At 63.4% G+C, this 23,680-nt stretch carries 24 protein-coding genes; 16 read left to right on the forward strand and 8 right to left on the reverse strand.

The window, feature by feature from the left end:
• Positions 1–56 precede the first annotated feature (56 nt).
• Both AC3EML_RS28205 and AC3EML_RS28210 read left to right on the forward strand, forming a co-directional pair.
• Entirely contained in the window at positions 57–1,145 is a 1,089-nt protein-coding gene (locus tag AC3EML_RS28205; RefSeq protein ID WP_023711109.1) for an AbrB family transcriptional regulator, read from the forward strand.
• Positions 1,146–1,190: 45 nt separating this feature from the next.
• Positions 1,191–1,943: an SDR family NAD(P)-dependent oxidoreductase gene (locus AC3EML_RS28210; RefSeq protein WP_023669968.1), complete on the forward strand. Its 753-nt coding sequence runs from the start codon at positions 1,191–1,193 to the stop codon at positions 1,941–1,943.
• Between the two features lie 53 nt (positions 1,944–1,996).
• Here the strand turns inward: AC3EML_RS28210 and AC3EML_RS28215 are convergent, their stop codons facing one another.
• The gene (locus AC3EML_RS28215; protein WP_023669967.1) at positions 1,997–2,893 is read right to left on the reverse strand and encodes a LysR family transcriptional regulator; all 897 of its coding nucleotides are present in this window, start codon (positions 2,891–2,893) and stop codon (positions 1,997–1,999) included.
• Positions 2,894–3,039: 146 nt separating this feature from the next.
• Here AC3EML_RS28215 and AC3EML_RS28220 point away from each other — a divergent pair, with 146 nt between their 5' ends.
• Positions 3,040–4,575, forward strand: a complete 1,536-nt coding sequence (locus AC3EML_RS28220) for an MFS transporter (RefSeq protein WP_023686183.1) — start codon at positions 3,040–3,042, stop codon at positions 4,573–4,575.
• Between the two features lie 10 nt (positions 4,576–4,585).
• On the opposite strand, the gene AC3EML_RS28225 is transcribed toward AC3EML_RS28220, so the two are convergent.
• Genes AC3EML_RS28225 through AC3EML_RS28235 form a run of 3 tightly spaced genes read right to left on the reverse strand, consistent with a single transcriptional unit; the run spans position 4,586 to position 6,848 of the window.
• The gene (locus tag AC3EML_RS28225; RefSeq protein ID WP_031199220.1) at positions 4,586–4,900 is read right to left on the reverse strand and encodes a nuclear transport factor 2 family protein; all 315 of its coding nucleotides are present in this window, start codon (positions 4,898–4,900) and stop codon (positions 4,586–4,588) included.
• Positions 4,900–5,676 (reverse strand): esterase family protein, encoded by a 777-nt coding sequence (locus AC3EML_RS28230; protein ID WP_352521465.1) that lies wholly within the window; start codon positions 5,674–5,676, stop codon positions 4,900–4,902. Before AC3EML_RS28230 ends, AC3EML_RS28225 begins: the two co-directional genes overlap by 1 nt.
• Positions 5,677–5,681: 5 nt before the next feature.
• Complete coding sequence (locus AC3EML_RS28235) at positions 5,682–6,848, reverse strand: ATP-grasp domain-containing protein (protein WP_023711108.1); 1,167 nt, start codon at positions 6,846–6,848, stop codon at positions 5,682–5,684.
• A gap of 482 nt (positions 6,849–7,330) precedes the next feature.
• On the opposite strand from AC3EML_RS28235, the gene leuA reads away from it, so the two are divergent.
• The 4 genes from leuA to AC3EML_RS28255 all read left to right on the forward strand — a co-directional run bounded on the left by leuA (position 7,331) and on the right by AC3EML_RS28255 (position 12,579).
• Positions 7,331–9,007, forward strand: coding sequence for a 2-isopropylmalate synthase (gene leuA, locus AC3EML_RS28240; protein ID WP_352521466.1), 1,677 nt, complete (start codon positions 7,331–7,333; stop codon positions 9,005–9,007).
• Positions 9,008–9,200: 193 nt separating this feature from the next.
• Positions 9,201–10,970, forward strand: coding sequence for a tetratricopeptide repeat protein (locus AC3EML_RS28245; protein WP_023669961.1), 1,770 nt, complete (start codon positions 9,201–9,203; stop codon positions 10,968–10,970).
• 103 nt (positions 10,971–11,073) lie between these two features.
• Positions 11,074–11,877, forward strand: a complete 804-nt coding sequence (locus AC3EML_RS28250; RefSeq protein WP_023686188.1) for an alpha/beta fold hydrolase — start codon at positions 11,074–11,076, stop codon at positions 11,875–11,877.
• An 84-nt stretch (positions 11,878–11,961) separates the two neighbouring features.
• Complete coding sequence (locus tag AC3EML_RS28255) at positions 11,962–12,579, forward strand: hypothetical protein (protein ID WP_023686189.1); 618 nt, start codon at positions 11,962–11,964, stop codon at positions 12,577–12,579.
• Here AC3EML_RS28255 and AC3EML_RS28260 read toward each other — a convergent pair whose 3' ends face one another.
• A complete protein-coding gene (locus AC3EML_RS28260) occupies positions 12,580–13,506 on the reverse strand; it encodes a metallophosphoesterase family protein (protein ID WP_023695843.1) in 927 nt (308 codons plus the stop codon). It abuts the gene before it with no gap.
• Between the two features lie 71 nt (positions 13,507–13,577).
• Here AC3EML_RS28260 and AC3EML_RS28265 point away from each other — a divergent pair, with 71 nt between their 5' ends.
• Positions 13,578–14,078 (forward strand): NUDIX domain-containing protein, encoded by a 501-nt coding sequence (locus AC3EML_RS28265; protein WP_031195394.1) that lies wholly within the window; start codon positions 13,578–13,580, stop codon positions 14,076–14,078.
• 16 nt (positions 14,079–14,094) lie between these two features.
• On the opposite strand, the gene AC3EML_RS28270 is transcribed toward AC3EML_RS28265, so the two are convergent.
• Positions 14,095–15,081, reverse strand: coding sequence for a glutathione S-transferase family protein (locus tag AC3EML_RS28270; protein WP_352521377.1), 987 nt, complete (start codon positions 15,079–15,081; stop codon positions 14,095–14,097).
• 271 nt (positions 15,082–15,352) lie between these two features.
• On the opposite strand from AC3EML_RS28270, the gene AC3EML_RS28275 reads away from it, so the two are divergent.
• From AC3EML_RS28275 to AC3EML_RS28300, 6 genes are all read left to right on the forward strand, one after another.
• Positions 15,353–15,889, forward strand: coding sequence for a GNAT family N-acetyltransferase (locus tag AC3EML_RS28275; RefSeq protein WP_023669955.1), 537 nt, complete (start codon positions 15,353–15,355; stop codon positions 15,887–15,889).
• Between the two features lie 106 nt (positions 15,890–15,995).
• On the forward strand, positions 15,996–16,757 hold the full coding sequence (locus AC3EML_RS28280) for a 3-hydroxyacyl-CoA dehydrogenase (RefSeq protein ID WP_352521378.1): 762 nt from the start codon (positions 15,996–15,998) through the stop codon (positions 16,755–16,757).
• Between the two features lie 6 nt (positions 16,758–16,763).
• Positions 16,764–17,930, forward strand: a complete 1,167-nt coding sequence (locus AC3EML_RS28285) for a CaiB/BaiF CoA transferase family protein (protein WP_352521379.1) — start codon at positions 16,764–16,766, stop codon at positions 17,928–17,930.
• 35 nt (positions 17,931–17,965) lie between these two features.
• The gene (locus AC3EML_RS28290; RefSeq protein ID WP_023823373.1) at positions 17,966–18,736 is read left to right on the forward strand and encodes a HugZ family pyridoxamine 5'-phosphate oxidase; all 771 of its coding nucleotides are present in this window, start codon (positions 17,966–17,968) and stop codon (positions 18,734–18,736) included.
• A gap of 153 nt (positions 18,737–18,889) precedes the next feature.
• A complete protein-coding gene (locus AC3EML_RS28295) occupies positions 18,890–19,228 on the forward strand; it encodes an ArsR/SmtB family transcription factor (RefSeq protein ID WP_023669951.1) in 339 nt (112 codons plus the stop codon).
• Positions 19,229–19,299: 71 nt separating this feature from the next.
• Entirely contained in the window at positions 19,300–20,127 is an 828-nt protein-coding gene (locus AC3EML_RS28300) for a TrmH family RNA methyltransferase (protein WP_352521380.1), read from the forward strand.
• Positions 20,128–20,130: 3 nt separating this feature from the next.
• Here the strand turns inward: AC3EML_RS28300 and AC3EML_RS28305 are convergent, their stop codons facing one another.
• Positions 20,131–21,291 carry a coiled-coil domain-containing protein gene (locus tag AC3EML_RS28305; protein WP_352521381.1) on the reverse strand — a complete coding sequence of 387 codons (1,161 nt, stop codon included), beginning with the start codon at positions 21,289–21,291 and terminating at the stop codon, positions 20,131–20,133.
• A 155-nt stretch (positions 21,292–21,446) separates the two neighbouring features.
• Positions 21,447–21,983 carry a DUF1134 domain-containing protein gene (locus AC3EML_RS28310; protein WP_245259859.1) on the reverse strand — a complete coding sequence of 179 codons (537 nt, stop codon included), beginning with the start codon at positions 21,981–21,983 and terminating at the stop codon, positions 21,447–21,449.
• 391 nt (positions 21,984–22,374) lie between these two features.
• Between AC3EML_RS28310 and chpT the strand changes: the two genes are divergently transcribed.
• Positions 22,375–23,004, forward strand: a complete 630-nt coding sequence (gene chpT, locus AC3EML_RS28315) for a histidine phosphotransferase ChpT (RefSeq protein ID WP_023669947.1) — start codon at positions 22,375–22,377, stop codon at positions 23,002–23,004.
• A 244-nt stretch (positions 23,005–23,248) separates the two neighbouring features.
• Positions 23,249–23,617 (forward strand): response regulator transcription factor, encoded by a 369-nt coding sequence (locus AC3EML_RS28320; protein ID WP_023669946.1) that lies wholly within the window; start codon positions 23,249–23,251, stop codon positions 23,615–23,617.
• Positions 23,618–23,680: the final 63 nt, after the last annotated feature.

The following is a 23,680-nucleotide window of genomic DNA, read 5'->3' on the forward strand; positions in this document are numbered from 1 at the left end:
TGAATTTCGTCCGAGACAGCGTTCGCATTTTTCTCTTCCAGGTCTAAGACCCAAACATGGACTCTTCGCCAGACCAACCGGCCGTCGAACGCATGGCGCGCATGCGTCCGGTTCGGCAGTGGCTGGTGCTGCTGATCGTCTCGCTGCTGTTCGCCGGCGCGCTGGAATACGCCGCACTGCCGGCGGCGCTGCTGATCGGCCCGATGCTGGCGGCGATCCTTGCCGGCACCAATGGCGCCACGGTGCGCGTGCCGCGGCCGCTGTTCGCCGCCGCCCAGGCCTTGGTCGGCTGTCTGGTCGCGGCGTCGATCTCCACCGACATTTTTTCGGTGTTCTACAAGGAATGGCCGCTGGTCCTTGTCGTGGTGCTGGCGACCCTTGCGGCGTCCAGCCTGCTTGGCTGGTTGATCAGCCGCTGGCGCATCCTGCCCGGCACCACCGCGGTCTGGGGCTCGTCGCCGGGTGCTGCCACTGCCATGGTGCTGATGGCCGGTGCCTTCGGCGCCGATCAGCGCCTCGTCGCCTTCATGCAGTATCTGCGCGTCATCTTCGTCTCGATGACGGCAGCACTCGTCGCCAAGATGTGGGTCGACACTTCCGGCATCGAGGTACCAGCCATCGTCTGGTTCCCGCCGATCGAACCGGCAGCCTTTGCCGCCACGCTCGGCGTGGCGCTGGTCGGCGGCCTGCTCGGCCGGTTGTGCCGGCTGCCGTCACCCTTCTTCCTCGGCACCTTCATCATCGGCACCATCGTCCATCTCGGCTTCGGCGTGGCGATGCAATTGCCGCCATGGCTGCTGGCGCTCTCCTATGCGATGGTCGGCTGGTCGATAGGGCTGAATTTTACCCGGGCGATCCTGCGTCATGCGACACGGGCGCTGCCGCAGATCGTCGGCTCTATCGTCGTGCTGATCGCCTTTTGCGGCGGGCTAGCCTGGCTGATCAGCCACGTCCTTGGTATCGATCCGCTGACCGCCTATCTCGCGACCAGCCCCGGCGGCATGGACAGCGTCGCCATCATTGCCGCCGCCGCGCAGAACGTCGACATATCCTTCGTCATGGCCTTGCAGTCGACCCGCTTCCTGGTCGTGCTCATCGCCGGGCCGAGCATAGCGCGGCTGGTGGCGAGAGCCGTCAGGGACTGAGATTCAAATATCCAGGGAAGAGGAAAAGTGCCCATGAAACGTCGTGTGAATGCCGTCGATCTCTCAGGCCGGGTCGCCGTGGTGACCGGCGGCGCGCAAGGCATCGGCCTTGCCGTCGCCCGGCGACTGCTGTCATCGGGTGCCAGCGTCGCCATCTGGGATGTGGACGAGACCGCCATGGCGAAGGCCGTTTCCGAACTCGCCCCGCTCGGCCGGGTCGAGGGTTTGCTGTGCGATCAATCGCTGATGGAGGCCGTCGACAGCGCCGCGACCGAAACCGAGCGCTCGCTTGGTCCGGTCGATCTGCTGGTAAACAATGCCGGCATCGCCGGACCGGCAGCGACGGTGGCGGATTATGATCCTGCCGCCTGGCGCCAGATAATCGACATCGACCTCAACGGCGTCTTCTACTGCTGCAAGCGCCTGGTGCCCGGCATGATCGCGCGCAGCTACGGCCGCATCGTCAACATCGCCTCGGTCGCAGGCAAGGAAGGCAATCCGAATGCCGCCGCCTATTCCGCCGCCAAGGCCGGCGTGCTCGCGCTGACAAAATCGCTCGGTAAGGAGTTGGCTGGCCACGACATCGCCGTCAACGCGCTGACCCCATCGCCCGCCCGCACCCGCATCCTCGAACAGCTCACTGAGGCCCAGGTCGCCTACATGCTGGGCAAGGTGCCGCGAGGCCGGTTCGTCGAAGTCGAAGAGGCGGCTGCGATGATCGCCTTCATGCTATCGGACGAAAATTCCTTCACCACCGGCGCAACGTTCGATCTCTCCGGCGGCCGCGCCACCTACTGAGAAGCGCCGCTGTTCCTTGCTGTCGCCGTCGCTGTCGGCCGCGAAGGACTAATTCAAGAGCCGCTCAGCGTCGCGGCAAGCCGGTCGGGAAGAAAGTCGACGAAGGCGCGAACCTTTGGCGACAAATGGCGATTGGACGGCCAAAGCAACCGGAACTGGCCGCGGCCGTCGACATGATCGTCCAGCACCGTGCGCAGCAGGCCGTCACGCAGCGCCTCGCGGACCAGGAAATCGGGCATCGAGCTGATGCCGAGCCCGGCCATCGTGGCGCCCTTCAGCGCCTCCGTGTTGTTGCAGGTCAGCATCGAGCGGACCTGCGGCTCGGCGCTGCCGCCGATGAACGGCCAGCCTTGCAGCTTGCCGCTGTTGGGAAAGCGGAAGCGGATGCCGTAATGGTTCACGAGATCGTCCGGGCGGCTCGGGTTGCCGTGCTGCTCGATATAGGAGGGTGCCGCACACAACAGCAGCCGGAAGGGTGCAAGCGGCCGCGCCACCAGGCGCGAATCCGGCAGGTCGCCGCTGCGGATCGCGATGTCGACGCCTTCGTCGATGAGGTCGACGATGCGGTCGTTAAAGTCGATGTCGAGTTCGATTTCGGGATAGCGCGCCATGAACTCGGACAGCACCGGGAACAGCAAATGATAGGTCACGATCGGCGTCGAAACGCGCAGCCGCCCATGCGGTGTTTCGCGGCTCCGCGACAGCATCGCCTCGGCATCGTCGATGTCGTCGAGGATGCGCCGCACCCGCTCGTTGAACAGCTTGCCCTCTTCGGTCAGGCCGATGCGGCGCGTGCTGCGCTGAAGCAACCTGACGCCGAGATCCTGCTCGAGCCTGGCGACGCTCTTGCCGACGGCCGATGCCGAGATGCCGAGCGTGCGGCCCGCAGCGATGAAGCTGCCGAACTCAGCCGTGCGGGCAAAGGCCAGGAGCCCATTGAGGCGTTCCATCGCATCTCTCCATTCGAGCGTTTCAGTCCGGTATATCTGGAGATTTAACACTATTTTTCTCGAAGTGTCGCGAGCCTATCTTCCCGTTACGACCGGCGCAGCAAGCTTGCGGCAGGCCGGCGGATCCTGGTTCAGATAGGAAATCCATGACCTCGAAGACCACAAACGGCGCGGTCGCGCCATGGCTTGTCCTGTTGTCGGTATGCCTTGCCGCCATGACAATGCCCTTGACCTTCACCGGCCCGGCCGTCGCGCTTTCCCGCATTGCGGCCGACCTCGGCGGCAGCCCGATCGCGCTCAACTGGGTGACCAACGCCTTCATGCTGACCTTCGCCGCCACCTTGATGGCATCAGGCGCGCTGGCCGACAATCATGGCCGCAAGCGGCTCTTCCTTGTTGGCCTCGCCACCTATGTGCTGGCATCGCTGGGATCGATGTTTGCCCCTGATATCGTCTGGTTCGATGTGCTCAGGGCTGCGCAAGGGCTCGGCAGTGCCGCCGCCTTTGCCGGCGGCGCCTCCGCTCTTGCCCAGGAATTCGATGGGCCATTGCGGCTGCGCGCCTTCTCCTTCCTCGGCACCAGTTTCGGCATCGGCCTCGCTTTTGGGCCGATCGCGTCGGGCCTGCTCATAGATGCTTTCGGCTGGCGATCGATCTTCGTCTTGGTGGCAGTGCTCGCGATTGCAGCCGCTTTGCTCGGCCTGCGCACCATCAGGGAATCGCGCGATCCGGATGCGACCGGCCTCGACTGGGCGGGAGCCGGCACCTTTACGATCGCGCTGGCATCGCTGACCTACGGCGTGCTGCAAGCGCCGCAGAGCGGCTGGACCGATCCCCTGGTGATCGGGCTTCTCGTGGCGGCCGCCCTTTGCTTTGCCGCTTTCGTCGTCGTCGAGCGGCGCGTGCGCCGGCCGATGCTCGATCTCTCGCTGTTCCGCTTTCCCCGCTTCGTCGGCGTCCAGTTCCTGGCGGCCGCTCCCGCCTATGGCTTCGTCGTCCTGCTGGTGCTGTTGCCTATCCGCTTCATCGGCATCGAGGGGATGAGCGAGATCAAGGCGGGGCAGTTGATGATCTGCCTGTCGGGACCGCTGTTGATCCTGCCACTGCTCGCCGGCCAGGTAGCGCGCTGGATCGCTCCGGCAACGATCTGCGGTGTCGGCCTGCTTGTGGCCGCCGGCGGCCTTGTCTGGCTGAGCCTGACACCGCCTGTCGTCGCAGCGCTGGTGGCGCCGCTGATCCTCATCGGCGTCGGCATCGCCTTGCCCTGGGGGCTGATGGACGGACTTGCCGTCGGCGTCGTGCCGAAAGAGCGTGCCGGCATGGCGGTCGGCATCTTCAACACCACCCGCGTCGCTTGCGAAGGCGTGGCGCTGGCGATCGTCATGGCAGTCCTGTCGGGTTTCACGGCAGCCCAACTGGCGGCTCAGGGAACGGCGTCTTCCCTGGATGCAACCGCCGCCGCGCAGCTGCTGGTGACCGGCAACATCGGCGAAGCGGCAGCCCGCTTGCCGGGTGCCGGAGCCACGGTCCTGGTCCAAGCCTATGAGATCGCGTTCGACAGGCTGCTGATCGTGCTGGCGGCAATCACCATCGTCACCGCCCTTGTCGTCTTTCTCGGCTTGCGCCGTGGATCGGCGGTGGAACACGAGACCATTGCTCTGCCGGTTTGCCAGGAAGGGTAGCTGAGCCGCGTCAGGAGATGACGAGGCTCGCTATGCGGTGGCCGTCCAGCACGAAGGTCATGTCACCCTCGCCGTTGAGGCCATTGCCTTTCACGGCAATGCGGACGCGGTAGCTGCCCTCGACCTCGGCGATGCGGACAATGCGAAGATTGGACTTCACGCCGATATTGTCCGACTGGTTCCAGCGCGCGATCTGCTGGCGGCCTTGGAAGGACCGCCCCCAGTCGGTCAGGGACGCGTCGGCTGTGAACGTGTGGAGAACGGCTTCGCTATCACCCGCATTGGTGGCCTCGATAAAGCGGCGGATAGGTTCGGGTGTGGTCATCAATCGAGCCGGTGCATCAGATCATCATCCAGCCAGCGGCCGAAGAAATAGACCAGTTGCTTGTGCCACCATGGCCAGTCATGACTGACATCGCCGCCCCAATAGTCGACCCAGGCGGGAATGGATTTGTCGCGCAGGATCTGTTCCAGCCTGCGGGTCTCGACCAGCATCCGCTCTTCCCAGGCGCCCTGCCCGCAGCAGAAGATCATCCTCAGCGCCTTCAGCCGGGCAAGCAGTTTTGGGTCTACGATGCCGGGCAGATAGTCGAGCGGTGAATTGTAGAAGATATCACCTTCCAGCGCCTTGCCGAAGAAGTCGCCCGCCGAATAGACGCCCGACAGCGCGATGACGCCGCTGGCGAGTTCGGGAAAGCGAAAGACGAAGTTCGTGGAATGATAACCGCCCATCGAACAGCCGGTGAACAGCGGCTTTAATTTGCGCCCGCCATTGGCTTGCTCGGCGGTCGCCAGAAACTCCGGCAGCGCCTCCTCGCGCACATATCGGAAATAAGCCTCGTGGCGACCGATACGGTGGGCGGCGCCGGCATGCTTGTTGAAGAACGATTCCGAATCGACGCCGTCGACCGCAAACAGCTGGATGCGGCCGGTATCGATGAATTCGGCCAGCGCTCCAACCCCTCCGGAATCCTCGAATTGGTAGAACCGCCCCTGCGACGTCGGGAACACCACCACCGGCCGGCCGGCATGGCCGTAGCGCTTGTATTCCATGTCGCGGTCGAGATTGCCGGAGAAATGCTTGTGATAGGAGATGTCCATCGCGTTCAAGCCTTTTCCGCGTGGATGTAGGCGACGGCCGCGCGCAGTGCTGCTTCGTCCTTCGAGCGCATCTGGTAGGCGTAATTTCCCATGGCGCGGCTGAAAACCTTTTCTATCGGCTGATGATGGACGATCTTGTCGCGATGCGCGGCTAGCACGTCCTCATGGCTGTGCAAATAGTGGAGGTGCTGCTTGCGGCTGGCATAAGCGGTGAAATATTTGCCCTCGTAAGGCCCGCCGGCGGCATCCTTCACCACCATGTCCGCCCAGGCCGCGTAGACGTCGATGTCGAACGTGTAGTTGATCGCATCGGTCATCCAGGCGCCGGGCGGCCGCATGTTGACCTCAAGCGCGATGACGCGGTCGTCCTTGGTTTCGAACAGCTCGATGTGGAAGAAGCGCTCGCGCACGTCGAACGCTTTGAGGATCTTGCGGCCGGCTTCTTCGATCGCCGGTCGGACCTTGGGAAAGCAGGTGTAGCTCATGTGGCGGTCCTTGTTGACCACTTCCATGATGCTCTGGTCGTAGCGGTGGCTGGCCGCCAGCACCACCTCGCCGTCACGGTTGACCAGCCCATCGAAGGTCACCACGAGCCCCTCGATGAACTGCTCCATGACGAAGGTCACGTCCTCGGGCTTGTCTCTGAAAAACTGGTCAAGCTCCCTGGCGTTGGAAATCTTGAAGGTGTTCGAGGCGCCGGACCCGGAATCGGGCTTCACCACCACGGGATAGCCGACGCGGCGGATGAAGGTCATGGCGCCGGCCCGGTCGGAGCATTTGCGCTGGGCGATGGTGTCGACGCCGCTCTTGCGGAAGAATGCACGCATGCGGCTCTTGCGCTTCAAATTCTTCACGAAATCGAGCTTGGTGCCGTAGATGTTGAAGTCGGTGCGGATGTTGGCTTCCAGCTCCAGCCAATGCTCGTTGAGTGACTCGAAGCGCTCGATCCGGCCCCATTTGTGGATGAAATGACCCATGGCCCGGAACACCGGATCGTAGTCCTCCATGTCGGCGATGCGGTAATATTCCGACAGGGCCACCTTCAGCTTCCCGTCCAGCGCCTCATAAGGCGCATCGCCAATGCCCAGCACCGTAGCGCCGGCCTTTTTCAGCCGGTCGCAGAAATCGGCGCCGTTGGCGGGAAAATGCGGCGAGAAGAAAACAAAATTCACGGATGATCCCTCCGACGGCGAAGCATTGCGGCCTCGGCTACACGCAAGTCTGGCGCATTTGCCGCGCATGGGGAAGAGTGCTCGCGAGTGGTGGAATGGCAGCCCACTTGCCTGTCCATGGCGGCTCCTGTATGAACCCCGCCATGAACACGCGCGTCTCCTCCGTCGCTTCCCGTCCGACCGGCTTTGCCGGCGAGACCGTGCGCGCGCTGGCATCGACCCTGCTTCTTCTCGGCCTTATCGGCGATCGCCGGGTTCGCTGAAGGAGCGCCCGGCGGTCGAACCGCCGCTTACGCGCACGCTCCTTGGCCAGTTCAGAAATTGGCAATTCACATCAAGCGAACGAAAATCTGATAAGGCGCTGCTCGCCCTGGAATCCGTCCGAAGACCGATCCGCGAGCCGCCGGGAGAACAAGACGATGAACGCACGAGAAGACATCCGCGCCGGCGAAGCCGAAAGCGTAAAACGCGCGACCGGCCACATGCCGGGTGCGGCCCGAAAATACCAGCCCTACCCGACGGTCGGTCTCACCGACCGCACCTGGCCCAACAAGGTCATCGACAAGGCACCGGTCTGGTGCTCGGTCGATTTGCGCGACGGCAACCAGGCGCTGATCGATCCGATGGGTCATGAGCGCAAGGCGCGCATGTTCGCCCTGCTGCTCGACATGGGTTTCAAGGAGATCGAGATCGGTTTCCCCTCGGCCTCGCAGACCGATTTCGATTTCGCCCGCTGGTGCATCGAGGAAGGCAATGTGCCGGCCGATGTCTCGCTGCAGGTGCTGGTGCAGTGCCGTCCCGAACTGATCACCCGCACCTTCGAGGCGCTGAAGGGCGCTACCAATCCGATCGTGCATTTCTACAATTCGACCAGCGAGTTGCAGCGTCGCGTCGTCTTCGAGAAGGATGTCGGCGGTATCAAGCGCATCGCCACCGACGCGGCCAAGATGATCACCGACATGGCGGCCAAGGCCGGCGGCGGTTATCGCTTCGAATATTCGCCCGAAAGCTTTACCGGCACCGAGCTCGAAGTCGCGCTGGAGATATGCAACGCCGTCACCGAGATCGTGAAGCCGACAGCCGACAACAGACTGATCATCAACCTGCCGTCGACGGTCGAGATGTCGACGCCCAACATCTATGCCGACCGGATCGAATGGATGTGCCGCAACCTGGACGACCGCGAGAACCTGCTGATCTCGCTGCACCCCCACAACGATCGCGGCACCGGCATCGCCACCACCGAGCTCGGCCTGATGGCGGGTGCGGACCGCGTCGAAGGCACGCTGTTCGGCAATGGCGAGCGCACCGGAAATGTCGACATCGTGACGCTGGCGCTCAACATGTACACGCAAGGCGTCGATCCCCATCTGGATTGCTCCGACATCAACCGGATGAAGGACGTCTACGAATATTCCAACCAGCTGAAGATATCCGAACGCCATCCTTATGTCGGTGAACTGGTCTACACCGCCTTTTCCGGCTCGCACCAGGACGCCATCAACAAGGGCATGAAGGCCTTGAAGAAGGCCAACACGCCGGTCTGGGAAGTGCCCTATCTGCCGATCGATCCGGCCGATGTCGGGCGCAGCTACGAGGCGATCATCCGCATCAACTCACAGTCAGGCAAAGGCGGCATCGCCTATGTACTGCAGGCCGATTACGGCCTCAATCTGCCGCGCAACCTGCAGATCGAGTTCAGCCAGGAGATCCAGGCGATCACCGACGCCGAAGGCAAGGAAGTGCCGGCAAAACGCATCCATGACCGCTTTATCGAAACCTATGTCGACCAGCCCGGCGCACGACTGAAGTTCCTCGACCATCACACCTATCCCGATACCGAGAAAAAGGGCCGGCGCGTGGTCGAGGCGGTGATCCTCGACAACGGCAAGGAGACGACCATCGCCGGCTCCGGCACCGGCCCGATCGACGGCTTCGTCGATGCGCTGTCGCGTCATGTTGGCGTCGACATGTCGGTGCTTGATTATTCCGAACATTCGCTCCAGCGCGGCTCGAACGCCTCGGCGATTTCCTATGTCGAGATGGAATATCCCGGCGGCAAGCTGTTCGGCGCCGGCATCAACACCAACATCGTCGCCGCCTCGCTGGAAGCCATTGTTTCGGCCGCCAACCGGATAATCGGCCGCAAGGCCGGCTGATATTTTCCCGGGCGCCGAATGTCCGCGGCGCCCGGAAATCCCCCATTTGCCGAGGGAAATTCCGGTCTTTTGTGTCAACCACCGGCAACTATCCGGTGTGTTACGCGATCGCATAACATAAGCATGCTTGTATGGAAGTGCAGGCTCTATATGATTGCGCCTCAACCTGTGCCGACTTCGAGAGGATCGACACTTGCAGCATGCCACGCCTGCCGCCCCCGCAGTGCGCGAGACACTGGAGCGACTGCTCGCCAGCGAAACGTTCGGACGTTCCGAGCGCGCGCGCAAGTTGCTGCGCTATCTTGTTGAGCGCGAGCAGGCCGGCGAAGCCGACAGGCTCAAGGGTTTCTCCATCGCCATGGACGTCTTCGGCAAGGACGGCGATTTCGATTCGTCGACCGACGCCGTTGTCCGGGTGCAGGCAGGCCGGCTGCGCGAACTTCTCCAGCATTATTTCGCCAATGAAGGCATAGCCGAACCGGTTCGCATTGCCATTCCGCGCGGCGGCTACGTGCCGTCCTATGAGCTCAACGCCATACGCCTGCCGGTTGGGCAGGAGCCGCTTGCGGCGGCGGTAGCCGCCTTGCCCGGATCGCCCGACCAGGCGGCTCTTGACGCCGTTCCCGCTGCCGCGACAGCTTCGGGGGTTACAGAACCTGGGCCTTCGCTGGCGCGCCATCTCCAGTTCTTCTGGGTCGCCATGACGCTGGTCATTCTCATGCTGGGCGTGCTCATCCTGCGCCAGGGCAGCGGCGCATTGCTTGCCAGCAGCGATCCTACCGCGGTGGTCGAGACCGCAGGCGTAACGAGCAGCATCGCATCGCCGTCGATGGAGGCCCTGCCCCTCGTCTACATCGCGGTGAAGGCCACCGGCCCCGAGGCCGGCCGCGTCGCCGCTTCGCTGCGCGCCGGCCTTGCCGGTTTCGACACGATCGACTTCATCGGCCGCGACGCCGACAGCAAGCGCGATCCGAGCACCGACCCGACCAGCTTCGTTTTCGATGTCCTGCCGGGACCAATGGCAGGTGACGTGACGCTCGAACTGCAGAGCGTGGCGACCGGCCGCGTGCTTTTGTCCCGCAGTCTGACGGCCGCCGACAGCGCACCTGGCACCGTCGAGGATCGTATCGCCGCCATCCTCAGCTCGACCGTTCCCGCCTCCGGCCCGCTCTACAGCTACATCGAACAGAACGGCATTCAGACCGGGCTGACGAGCTGCCTGATCCTCAACGACAGATACTATCTCGACCAGAGCACCAGGACGCACGAGGCCGCCTATCGCTGCCTGGACAACCTCGCCGGCCAGGGTGCGAAATCGTCGTTGGTCTATTCGGAACTGGCCTCCCTGACCCTTGAGGCCGCCACCGATCATTACGCCTATCCGCCTGGCGCGACGGTCGAACAAGCAATGTCTTTCGCCCATCGCGCCATCCAGATGGGACCGACCAGCCCCTATGCGCACCGCGCCTATGGCTACCTCAATTCGCGCCTCGGCAACACCGAGGAATCGATCCGCTGGATGCGCAAGGCCTATGAGCTCAACCCCTACGACCTCGGCATGGCTGCCGCTTACGGCTATGGCCTGATCTTTGCCGGCAAATATGCCGAGGGAACACCCATCCTGACCCATGCCGTCGAGACGTTCAGCGGCCATCCGACATGGTGGGATTTTGGGCTTTTCGCCGGGCAATTCATGCTGGGCGACATGAACAAGGCCGCGATAGCCAGCGAGTCGCTGCGCACGACGGCGATGAAATCGCATTATCTGGCGGCGCGGCTGATCGGCGCCAAGGCTGCCGGCCGCGAACAGCTGGCAGCCAAGCTTCTGGATGAGCTGACCACCAAATTCCCGAAATTCGCCGCCGATCCGCGCGCGGCCTTCGCCGAGCGCAAATATCCCGCCGATCTGACCGACCGGCTGGTTGAGGCGCTGCGCGCCGCGGGCCTCGGCAACGCCAGCTAGTCTTTCCGGATCGCGAAAACTTTACTGGCCATCGGTCTGGACTGGGAGCAATCCAGCCTCGATTCGAATTTCCTCTCCAGTCTTGCAATAATCGCACATTTTCATGGTCTCATCCCTCTATGTTGCCGAGCGGGGCGCCGGGCCGAAGACGGTCGTCCTGCTGCATGGCTTCGGTGGTTGCCATGATATCTGGCGCGAGGTGACCGCGTCGCTAGGGCCCGATGTCAGGACCTTGGCCTACGATCTTCCGGGACACGGACTGTCTCTCGAATTTCCTGGCAGCGGCCCGGCCAAAACAGCGGCGCGAGCGGTTCTCGCCGATATCGCCGCACGCGGGATAGCAAGGGTGCATGTCGCCGGTCATTCGATGGGCGGCGCGGTCGCCTCCCTGATGGCGCTTGCCGAGCCTGAAAGGATAGGCTCGCTGACGCTTCTGGCGCCGGGCGGTGTTGGCCCCGAGATCAACGGACCGCTGTTGCGCCGCTACGCCGCGGCCGCCGACAGACGGGAAATCCGCGCCTGCCTTGCCGCCATGTCGGGACCGCGAAGCCCGCCGCCCGAACGCATCGTTGGCGTCCTGGCGGACCTACGCCGTCGCCCCGGCCAGTTGCGCAAGCTGATTGAGATATCGGCCGTCATGACCAGGAACGAGCGGCAGGGGGTCATACCCCGCGAACAGCTGGACACCCTCGACATGCCGGTGATGGTGGTTTGGGGAACGGACGATCCGGTGCTGCCCTTTACCCAGGCTGATTGTCTGCCGGCGCATTTTCATATTCATCACGTGCTCGATGCCGGCCATATGCTGGTCGAGGAAGTGCCTGATGTGGTCGCCCAGGCCGTGCGCCGAAACATGGCACGCCGCGGCAGGCGCCTGCGTCCGACATTCGAGGCCGCGGCGAGCTAACTTACTTGCGCCCCGCATCTCGCCAGTGCATTTTGCCGCCGCCTGTGTTAACTCGCAATTAACCATATCAGCGAGGCGACGCCGATGAAGGACACTGGCGAAAACATCACCCCCATCGACACCTCCCGCAAACTGTCCGACGCCGTTCGCGATGTGAAAAATGCCTTCGCCGATCGCGACGATGTCGTGGTCGACATGCGCGAGGCGCACCGGATGCGGCTTGATCTGCTCGCCGCCGAGCTCGCCCCGGTCTTTGCCGACGTGCCCGCCGACATGGACAATTTCGACTTCGTCGTCTCCTCCGGCCTGCAGCCCCGCCTGTGGATCGACGCCGTCAGCCATGTCGCCATGGGGCGCGACCGCCGCACCTACCGCTTTCTCAGGGATACCCGCATCGGCCGCGTCGTGCTCGCCGAATCGACCGATATGAAACCGGTCGCCGATCAGGTCACGCGCTATGTGGCGGAGCGTATCGTCGAGCGCCAGCGCATGATGGAGGGCGGTGTCGAGCCGGCCGTCGCCGACCTGAAACGCCCTGCGGTGGTCGAAGCGGAGCCGCCCTTGCAAGCAGCCGCGCCAGGCAAGAGCTGGTCGACCTTCTTTGCAGGCCTGGGCTTCGTCGCCGCCGGCGCGCTTGTTGGCCTGGCGGTGGCGGCCGCGCTGTTTTGGGATCGCCTGATGGCGATGAAGATCAGCTTCTGATCAACGATCTGAAGGCCTCGGTGTCTGCGCGCCGAGTTCAATGACCTGCAGGTCCGATGGCGGCAAGGCCGGCCCGGTCAGGCCGCGCCGCGTCAGGCGAATCAGCCAATTGCCCTTCTCCCCGTCAATATCGAGCAGATTGTACTGTGCCGCCGGGTTCTTGCTGCCTGGCGACTGCCCGGCGGCGGCGACGCCGACGACAGGAATCCTGGCGCCGCGCCCGCCGATGAAGAACAGCGACGGCAGATGCGAATGGCCGTGCAGCACGAGTTCGGCGCCATGCCTATGAACGGTCTTGTGGAAGCGGGAGATGCCGAACAGGCGCTTTTGCTGGGCGACGGCGCCGCGCACCGGCGGATGATGGATCATGATCACCCGCAACAGGCCGCGTTTGTTCGTTGCGTCGAGCACTGTCGCCAGCCTTTGCGCCTGACCTTCGAGGAAGAAGCCGTTGGCCATGAACGGCGCCGTGGCGCGCGCCGTCGAAACGCCGATCAGCGCGACATTGCCGCGTACGCGCAGATAGGGAAAAGCGTTGCGGTCGATCGGCGCAGTCACGCCGTCGCCGCTCATCCACGCCGCCCAGGAGCGGCAGACCTTGTCGAAGGCGCCCGGCACATAGGCGTCGTGGTTGCCCGGCACCACCGAGACATCCTCCGGCGAACCCAGCGTCTCAAGCCAGTGCTTGGCCATCTCGATCTCGCCGTCGAGCGCCAGATTGACCAGATCGCCGGTAACGGTGAGGTGGTCGGGGGTGCTCGCCTTCATGTCGGCGACGATGGTGTCGATGACGGCATCGTGCATATGGCGGCGGCGGTTGCGCTGCCAGTTGACGTAGCCGACGACGCGCTTGGACGCGAGTTCGCGATAGGTTACACCGGGAAGCGGCCCCAGATGGACATCGGAAATATGCGCGAGCCTGAACATCCTTCCTTCATAGGCGACGCGCTCCCCGCTTTCCACTCACTGTTTCCTGCCCATCCACGGTTTCGCTAGTCATGGCTATATCGGACCCGGAGCAGGCGTTTCGCCAGACCGGCTGGGCAGGCCTCAGGGCAAGGCTGTTCCATCTCTATTTCCTGCTGCGGCGGCCGATGACGCTGGGCGTGCGCGGCCTGATCCACGATCGCGCCTCGAACACTGTCTTCCTCATCCGCCACACCTACGTTCCCGGCTGGCAATTGCCGGGCGGGGGCGTCGAAGTCGGCGAGACGCTCGGTGAGGCGCTGGTGCGCGAACTGGCCGAGGAAGGCAACATCGCGCTGACAGCCCAGCCGGTGCTGAAATCGATGCATTTCAACCGCCGCTCCAGCCGCCGCGACCATGTCGGCCTCTATCTCATCGAAACCTTCAACCAGACCGCGCCGAAACTGCCGGACCACGAGATCGCCGAAGCAGGCTTCTTTCCGCTCGACCGCTTGCCGCATGGCACGACGCCGGCGACGCTGCGGCGGCTTGCCGAGGTTTTTGAAGGCGAGCCGGTATCGCCGTACTGGTAGGCTGTCAATCCGATGCTCACGCCGCCTGCCTGAACCGCGCCCGGTCGTGCGGCGCGCCATAGTCGAGCCCAGGCCCGACCGGCACGATGCGCGTCGGGTTGATGCTCTCGTGGCTGCCGTAATAGTGCATTTTGATGTGGTGCAGGTTCACCGTGCCGGCGATACCGGGCACCTGGTAGAGGTCGCGCAGATAGTTCGAAAGGTTCGGATAGTCGGCGATGCGGCGCAGATTGCATTTGAAATGGCCGACATAGACCGGGTCGAAACGCACCAGCGTGGTGAACAGCCGCCAATCGGCCTCGGTGACACGCTCGCCAGTGAGATAGCGCTGTTTTGACAGTCGGCCCTCCAGCGTGTCGAGCGCCGCGAACAGCTCGCCGAACGCCTCTTCATAGGCCGCTTGCGTGGTGGCAAAGCCGGCGCGGTAGACGCCGTTGTTGACGGCGGGAAAGACCAGCGCATTGACCTTGTCGATCTCGCCGCGCAGGCCTGGCGGATAGGAATCGAGAGCGGCATCGCCCCACTCGTCGAAGGCCGAATTGAGCATGCGGATGATTTCGGCGGATTCGTTGGAGACGATGGTCTCTTCCTTCTTGTCCCACAGCACCGGCACCGAAACCCGGCCCGAATAGGCTGGATCGGCCTTGGTGTAGATTTGGTGCAGGAACTCGAGGCCGTAGAGCGTGTCGCCGGTGGCGCCATCCTCGGCCAAAAACGTCCAGCCCTCAGCACCGAGGAAATGATGCACGACTGAAACCGGGATGATGTCTTCTAGCTTCTTCAGCGCGCGAAAGATCAGCGTGCGGTGCGCCCACGGACAGGCGAGCGAGACATAAAGATGGTAGCGTCCGGGCTCGGCCTTGAAGCCGCGCGTACGACCTTGCGCCGGCGCGCCGTCGCGCGTGATCCAGTCACGCCACTGCGTCTCGGCGCGGATGAACCTGCCGCTGCTATCGACATTGGCCGGACGGTCCTGCCATTTGCCTTCGACCAGCAATCCCATACGAAATCTCCTTGCGTGCCTTGGCCAATGTAGTCGCAAGGCGGCAATGCCGAAGCCGTCATCTGCTGAACAGAGCGTCACTCGTATGAAACGCCGGATGAAAACAGCCGATTGCAGCCGCCGGAAATTGATGCTAGCGGACACTCCGCATGTTCGATCTTGGCTTGATCCGGTTTGACCGACGACGAAAGGGCGCCCGCGCTTAGAAAGCGCTGACTGGCGAACGCTGCCGCTTGCAGCAACCTTTCCTCTTTATCGGACCGCGAAGACCATGAGCCTTGCCGACGTGAAATACCTGCCGGAAACTCCGGCGCATGATCCCGAAATCGAAGCCATCAACGACGAAGCCTTTGGCCCCGGCCGTTTCGTGCTGGCCGCCTACAAGATCCGCGAGACCGGCGGCCACGAGCGCTCGCTATCCTTTGTCGCCATGGATGGCGACATTGTCATTGCTTCGGTGCGCATGACCCGCATCGCCGCCGGCGCCGGACGCGCGCTGATGCTCGGGCCGCTCGCCGTGCGGCCCGCCTTCAAGAATCTCGGTATCGGCCGCCGGCTCGTGGCGATCGCGCTGGAGGCGGCCGCCAAGGCCGGCGCGCCGGCGGTGATCCTTGTCGGCGACGAGCCTTATTACGGCCCGCTCGGCTTCAGAAAGATCCCCCGCGGCCAGATCTCCATGCCGCGCCCGGTCGACCTCGACCGGCTGCTGTCGCACGAGATCGTGCCCGGTGCCGTGGCGCGGCTCTCCGGCGAGGTCGGCCATGCCAGCCTTGCCAGGATCGCGGAGCAGGCACCAGTGATGGCCTGAGCTCCAGGATCGGTCGCGGCACCGGTCGCGATGGATCCCCATTGGTCAGGTTGCACCATGGCGGCGACCTCCGTAGCATGACCCGGAACAGCACGGAGCATGCAGCATGAACCCGAACGGCCAGATTGCGATCGTAACCGGCGGCGGCTCCGGCCTCGGCGAGGCAACCGCCCGCGCGCTGGCCGACAAGGGCGCGCGCGTCGCCATTCTCGATATCGGCATCGACCGGGCATCGAAGGTGGCGGGCGACATTGGCGGCGCCGCCATCCAGTGCGATGTGAGCAGCGCCGACAGCGGTGCGGCCGCGGTCGCCGAGGTGGAAAAGAGACTTGGGCCAGCGCGCATCCTGGTCAATTGCGCGGGCATTGCCATCGGCGTGAAGACGATCGGCAAGGATGGTCCACATCCGCTCGACCAGTACCGCAAGGTGATCGAGATCAATTTGATCGGCACCTTCAACATGATCCGCCTCGTCGCCGACCGTGCCGCCAAACTCGAACCGCTGCAGGGCGGCGAGCGCGGCGTCATCGTCAACACCGCGTCGGTGGCCGCTTATGATGGCCAGATCGGCCAGGCCGCCTATGCCGCATCCAAGGGCGGCGTCGTCGGCATGACGCTGCCGGTTGCCCGCGACCTGGCGCGCTCCGGCATTCGCGTCTGCACCATCGCGCCCGGCATCTTCAAGACGCCAATGATGGCCGGCATGCCGCAGGAGGTGCAGGATTCGCTCGGCGCGGCCGTGCCCTTCCCGTCCCGCCTCGGCGAGCCGTCCGAATATGCCGCGCTCGCCCTGCATATCGTCGAAAACCAGATGCTGAACGGCGAAACCATCCGCCTCGATGGGGCAATCCGCATGGCGCCGAAATAGACGGCCATGGCGGCCGGCGCAGTGAAGACCGGTCCGCTGGCCGGCCTGAAAGTCATCGAGATGGCTGGGCTCGGCCCGGTGCCTCTGGCCGGGCTGATGCTGTCGGAGATGGGCGCCGAGGTGCTGCGCATCGAGCGCACCGGTTCGGACCAACCCCTGCTGCCGCTCTCCGATGCGTACAATCTCGACCGTCACGGCCGCTCCATCCTGCGCGTCGACCTCAAGCAGGCCAAAGGAACGGAACTGCTGCTGCGCCTTGCCGAAAAGGCCGATCTGTTTGTCGAAGGCTTTCGCCCCGGTGTGATGGAGAGGCTTGGTCTCGGCCCGGATGCTGCATTGGCGCGCAATCCGGCGCTGATTTACGGCCGCATGACCGGCTTCGGCCAGGACGGGCCGCTCGCAGGTCGCGCCGGCCACGACATCACCTACCTCGCCTATTCCGGTGTGTTGCATGCCATCGGTCGGGAGGAAGGCCGGCCGGTGCCGCCGCTGAATCTGATCGCCGACAATGGCGGCGGCGCCATGATGCTGATCGCCGGGGTGCTTGCAGCGCTGTTCGAGCGCTCGCGCTCCGGCAAAGGCCAGGTGATCGACGCGGCGATGGTCGAGGGCGCTTCGATGCTGGCGGCCCCCATACACGCCTTCATGTCGGCAGGTCTGTGGAGCGACCGGCGCGGCGCCAACCTGCTCGATTCCGGTGCGCCCTTCTACGACACCTATGAGACGGCGGACGCACGCCACGTTGCGGTCGGCTGCCTTGAGCCGCGCTTCTTCGCCGCATTCGCAAGGCTGCTGCCGCTCGGCGAGGATTTTGTCCGCGGCCAATACGACAAGGCGTTGTGGCCGGACATGCGCGCGGCCATTGCCGACCGGTTCCGGCAGAAGACACGCGACGGCTGGGACGCGCTGTTTGCCGCAAGCGATGCCTGCGTGGCGCCGGTTCTGTCGCTGGCCGAAGCCAGGGATCATCCGCACAACCGGGCGCGTCACGCATTTGTGAAAGCCGGTGCGCTCGAGCGGCCCGCACCCGCGCCACGCTTCTCGACCTCGCAGCCGGCGCTTGCCGGCATGCCTGAAGATGACGATCAGCGACCTCAGACCGTGCTGGCGCGCTTCGGCTTTTCGACAGCCGAGATCAAAGCGCTTGTCAAAGCCGGCATGATTGGCCAATAACTGGATTTAGAAAATCAACTTACCTGGTGGGCATTTTGGACCAGCCGAAGAAGGACGTCATTCGCGCGACGGACGCCGAGGCGATCAGGCTGGCCGCAACGCTGATCCGCAGCGCCCGTTTCGGCGCCCTCGCGGTGATCGAGCCTTCGACCGGCGCACCGCTGGCCTCCAGGGTCGGAGTCGCCACCGACATCGATGGCACGCCTCTGATCCTTGTCTCGGCGCTGTCAGCCCATACCGGCGCCATCCTTGCCGAGCCGCGCTGCTCGCTGCTTGTCGGCGAACCCGGCAAGGGCGATCCGCTGGCGCATCCCAGGATAACGCTGGTCTGCCGGGCGCAGCCGCTGGAACGCGGGTCGAGCGCGCATGCCCGCGCCGAGCGGCGCTATCTCAACCGCAATCCCAAGGCAAAGCTCTATGCCGGGCTCGGCGATTTCTCGATCTTTCGCCTCGAGCCGGAGCGCGCCAGCCTGAATGGCGGCTTCGGTAAGGCCTACCTGCTCGACCGTGCCGATCTCATCACCGAGGGGTTGATCGTCGACGAGCTGGCCGCCAGCGAACAATCCGCTCTCGACCACATGAATGCCGACCATCTCGACGCCATCGCCGTCTATGCCCATCATTTCGCCAGGGTTGAAGGTGATGGTTGGACCATGACCGGCTTCGATGCCGATGGCATCGACCTGGCATCGGGCGACACCGTTTGCAGGGTCTATTTTCCACAGCCATTGAAGACCGCGCGCGACCTGCGGCCGGTTCTGGTCGACATGGCCAAAGCCGGTCGTGCGCCAGCTACGCAAGGATAATCGTCATGAATCAAAAGCACGTCTTGAGATTTGGGCGAAATGATCTACGATTCAGGCGACGCTGAATCAGCAGCGTGATCCATAGCTGAATTATAGCAGCCAACGCTATTTGCCCCCATAGCGTTTGGATGAGCAGGAAAACATGGGGCATCGATGGTCTCGACCAAACTAATCGCCAATGCCGAATCGGCGGCGACATTTCTGACCCTTATGGGCAACGAAAAGCGGCTCTTGATCATGAGCTATCTGGCCGACGGTGAAATGTCGGTCGGCGCCATCGCCGAAAAGGTGATGCTCAGCCAGTCCGCTTTGTCGCAACATCTGGCCAAGCTCAGGGCGCTCGATCTTGTCGAGACCCGCCGCGACCGGCAGATGATCTACTATTCCTGCAAGTCCGAAGCCGTGCGCGAACTGTTGCGCATGCTGGACGGCATTTTCGGGATAGGCGACTTGTCCCAAATGGCAACGCGTCTGCGCCGCGCCGGGACTTGACCTGCAGGGCTTGACCTGCGGCTCCGATCGCTCCTTACCTCGCTGACGATTTTTCGCCGGCCGAGGTATTGATGGATCCGATCCAGATCGACGACGCGCGCGATCCGCGGGTCGCCGCCTATCTCGACATCCGCGAGCGCGATCTCACCGGCCGCCATGGCCGGTTCGTTGCCGAAGGCAAGGTGGTGCTGGACGTCCTGCTGTCAGCCGGACGCTTTGCTGCGGAGTCGGTCCTGGTCCTCGAAAACCGGCTGGCCGGGCTCGACGACATCCTGCGCAAGGCCCCTGCCGACCTGCCGGTCTACGTTGCGGCAAGCGCCGTCATCGACAGGATCGCCGGCTTCCACATGCATCGCGGTATATTGGCGATCGGCAGCAAGGGCACGCCACAGCCCGCCGAGGCCTTGCTCGACACCTTGCCTGCCGAAGCGTTGATCGTCGTTCTCATCGGCATCGCCAACCATGACAATATCGGATCGATCTTCCGCAATGCCGCCGCCTTCGGCGCCGATGCCGTCTTCGTCGACGCCACCTGTTGCGACCCACTGTATCGCAAGGCGATCCGCGTCTCCGTCGGCGCCGCGTTGAAGGTGCCCTTTGCGTCCTTCGGCGACACTGAAGCTTTCATCGCGAAGCTCGGCGAGTTGGGCTTCGGCCAGGTCGCTTTGTCGCCGCGTGGTGAGGCTGACATTCGTGATGCCGCGCGACCGAAACGACTGGCGCTCTATCTCGGCACCGAAGGCGAGGGCCTCCCGGAGAGCCTGCTTGCCCGCCTGCGGACGGTGCGGATCGCGATGTCGGAAGGGTTCGACAGCCTGAATGTTGCTGCCGCGTCAGCCATTGCGCTGCACCATTTCGCCCTGATAGGCGTAGTCAGGCAATTCCAAGCCGGGGCTTGAAACTCAGCTCGGCAAATCTGCCTTCTGCAACGCCCGCACGCGATCGGCGAGGCTGGTGGTTCCCGACCGCGTTTCCTGCGGCGCCGCCAGCGCCTTGGCGATCGGTGAATCAGGTCCTTCGAGCTTGGCCGTCAAATGGACGACCTCAGCCGCCAGATTGTTCATCTGTTCGCGCAAGGCAGAACCGGCATCATTGCCATTGCCGGGGCCATTCCCGGGCATCGCGGATCCAGAACCGCCAAGCTCCGCCTTCATCCGCTTGTTTTCGCGGGCCAGCGTCGTCAGCCTGGCTTCGAGCCGCTCTCGGTCGCCTTCGAGCTTGGCGAGCGTCTTGTCCATGTCCTCGTTCCTGGCGCGGGCACTGTCTTGCGCACCAACCAGGCCAGCAGCCGCGGCGCCTCCCGCAGCCTCGCCCTTCACCCGTTCGCGAAGCCGGGCCAGTTCCTTTTCGCGGCGATCGAGCTTGTCCTCGCGATCGGCAAGCGTGGCAAGCAGGCGCTCGAGCTTTCTGTCGAGGTCGGCGGTTCTTTTCTTTTCGGCCTTCAAGGCATCGCGCGTGGCCTTGGCCTCGGTGACGACTTCCTGATGGCGCCTGTCGGCCTCCTTGCGCTGGCCGCGCAGCACTGAAATGTCGTTGGCAAGTTTTTCCAGCTCGGATTCGCGAGCCACCAGTTCGATCTGACGATTGCTGGAGGAGAAGGACGCGTCGTCGTACATATGCTCGAGCTTTTCCAGCTCGAGCGCGCGCTTTTCCATCGTGCGCTCTGTTTGTGCAAGCCTGTCAGACAGCTGTTGTATCTGCTGCTCGCGATGCAGGAGCAATTCGTTTTTTTCCCCGAGCTCCGAAAGCGCCTGCTTCTTGTCCTTGCGCTCGACCGCCAGGCCCTTCAGCGCCTCGCGGCCGCGATTGATTTCGACGAGTTGCTCATTCGCCTGCTCACGCAGCGTCTTGATGCTGATTTCGAGCCGGCGCGTCGTCATGGCGAACTCGGCCCGCAAGCTGTCCTTGTCGGCCTGGATCTCGGCCAGCGTTCGCGGCACCGACGCCTCGACACGCTTGCGTGTCAGCACAACCGCCCGCCGCCAGATGGCCGGCGCGACCAGCAGCGCCAGAAAGCCTGCGCACAGAAAGCCGAGGGCGAAGAACAGGATCGACTGAACCAAGGTGATTACCCGTTACGGGCGGGCCGCTATCCGGCAACCGCCAAGTCTGGACTTTGCCATGTTCGCATGACGCAAATCCAGCGCTGCGGCAAGGGTTTGCCGCAGCTGCACCGGGTCAGAATCTGTTGATCGGGTCGAAGTGTGGTCGGAATCGCTCAGAAAGGATTCCAGGTCGGCCTCTGCGTCAGCTTCAGATAGCCGAGATTGACGCCAAGCCGCGCGCCGACGCCGGTGCGGATCGGCACCAGCAGCACCCTGTTGTTCTGCAGCACGTTGAAGCCGACGCCGGCCACGACATAGGCCGAACCGGCAACGCCGCCGAACCGATTGTAGAGATTGCTGACGTCGTCGAGGTTATAGACGAGCATCATCACCCGCGATCCCTCGCCGCCGAAATCCCAGCCGAGCGAAGGCCCTTGCCAGAACACCTTATGGTCGCCGGCATTCTTGGTGTAGAGCGTGCCTTCGCCATAGGTCAGGCCGCCGATCAGCGCGCCGGAGCCCTCTTCGCCGAGCAGATAGCCATTGGGCAGGCCGTAGGAGGCAAAAATCTTCTCGACGACGGTTGCGAGACCGCCCGACGTCGCGCCGAAGAACTTGTGGCCGGAATCGACGATCTCCTGAGCGGTGTATTCCTGTGCCCGCGACGCAGAGGTTGAGAAAGCGAGAGCGCCCATGAGGGCAATCGCCATGAAGAAGACGCGGACAAACGTCCGGTCGTAGAATCGGGAAACCATGCTTCCAATCTCCGTCAGGGAGCACCTTCGCCGACGCCTCGCACCCCGTCCGGCTCTTTAGGCGGCCGTTAAGGATGACTGTTACGGGCAAACTATGCCGTAATCCTTTTTCAACCATTAACCTCCCACATGAACATGGCGGTTCGAAGGCTGTTTCTGACTGTCTGCACGGGCTCCCATCCTGTGCAAAGATGCCGTTTTTTTCACGAGAATTGTGGATTGTTGCTGCACGCTCGGGCGCTGTGTATTCAGAATGCCTGGGGGGAGAGAGCGTGATTCGGGTGGTGAGCGTGGCTGTCGGCCGCGCGGCCACCAGGAAGTGAATTTTAGCAGGGATTTTTCGCCGATGGCTGAGCTTTTCTCTCTCTCCGCACCCGATCTCGCAGCCTTGTTGTGCAGCCGAGTCTGCCACGACATCATTTCGCCGGTCGGCGCCATCAACAACGGCCTCGAACTCCTGGACGAGGGCGGCGCCGACGAAGACGCCATGAAACTGATCCGGCAGAGCGCCAGAAACGCTTCGGCCCGCCTGCAATTCGCCCGCATCGCCTTCGGTGCCGCCGGTTCGGCGGGCATGATGATCGACACCGGCGATGCCGAGTCCGTCGCCATCGCCTTCCTGAAGAACGAGAAGCCGGAATTGATCTGGAACGGGGTTCGCGCCCTGCTGCCCAAGAACAAGGTCAAGCTGCTGCTCAATTTGCTGCTCGTCGCCAATGCCGCCATCCCGCGCGGTGGCAGATTGGTGGTCACGCTGGAAAACCTCGACACCGAGCCGCGCTTTGCGCTTGCCGCAAGCGGCCCGATGCTGCGCGTGCCGCCGAAATTCCTCGAACTCCATTCCGGCAACAAGCCCGAGGAGCCTATCGACGCCCATACCGTCCAGCCCTACTACACGCTGCTGCTGGCGCGTGAGGCCAACATGACGATCTCGATTCACGCGACCGCCGAAGAGATCGTGCTGTCCGCGGCCTGAGCGAAGCCGCTCGGCAGGACGTCCGAGCATCAAGAACAATCAAGTATCTTTTCCCGCTGATATTTGCGGCAATTCAGAACAGGCAAGTTTCATTGCCGGCAACGCCCCTGCCGAATGGGGCTGCAAACGACATGTTTGTAAAAACTTTACCTAACGGCTTTTCTGCTTCTTTACCAGATTGGCCTAGTGTGCATCCCGATACCCGGATGCCGCCGGTTCGCACCATGGCAAAGAGGACCCGGAAATGAAGCGCTGCATGTTTGTCGACGATTCGAGCGTCATCAGAAAGGTTGCAAAACGGATTCTTGGCGGCTCCGACATGGTGGTCATCGAAGCGGCAACTGGACTTGATGCTGTCGAGATGTGCGCTGCCGAGATGCCTGATGTGATTGTCGTCGACGGCGCCCTGCCGGACATGCAAGCGGTCGACGTCATTCGCCAGGTTCGCGCCATGGAGAGCACGATCAAACCGCAGATTCTGATCTCACTGGTCGAGGTCGATGTTGCCTCGATCATGAAGGCAAAGCGCGCCGGCGCCCAGGGTTATCTGTTGAAGCCGTTCAACCGGCCGCAACTGCTCGAACGATTTCGTACCTTGAAGGTTGCCGCCTGATTCGGCTCGTTTTGGGCCAAAAAGGACAGCAAAAAACCCGGCCTGAGCCGGGTTTTTTGCATT

The organism is Mesorhizobium sp. P170090 (assembly GCF_057786115.1).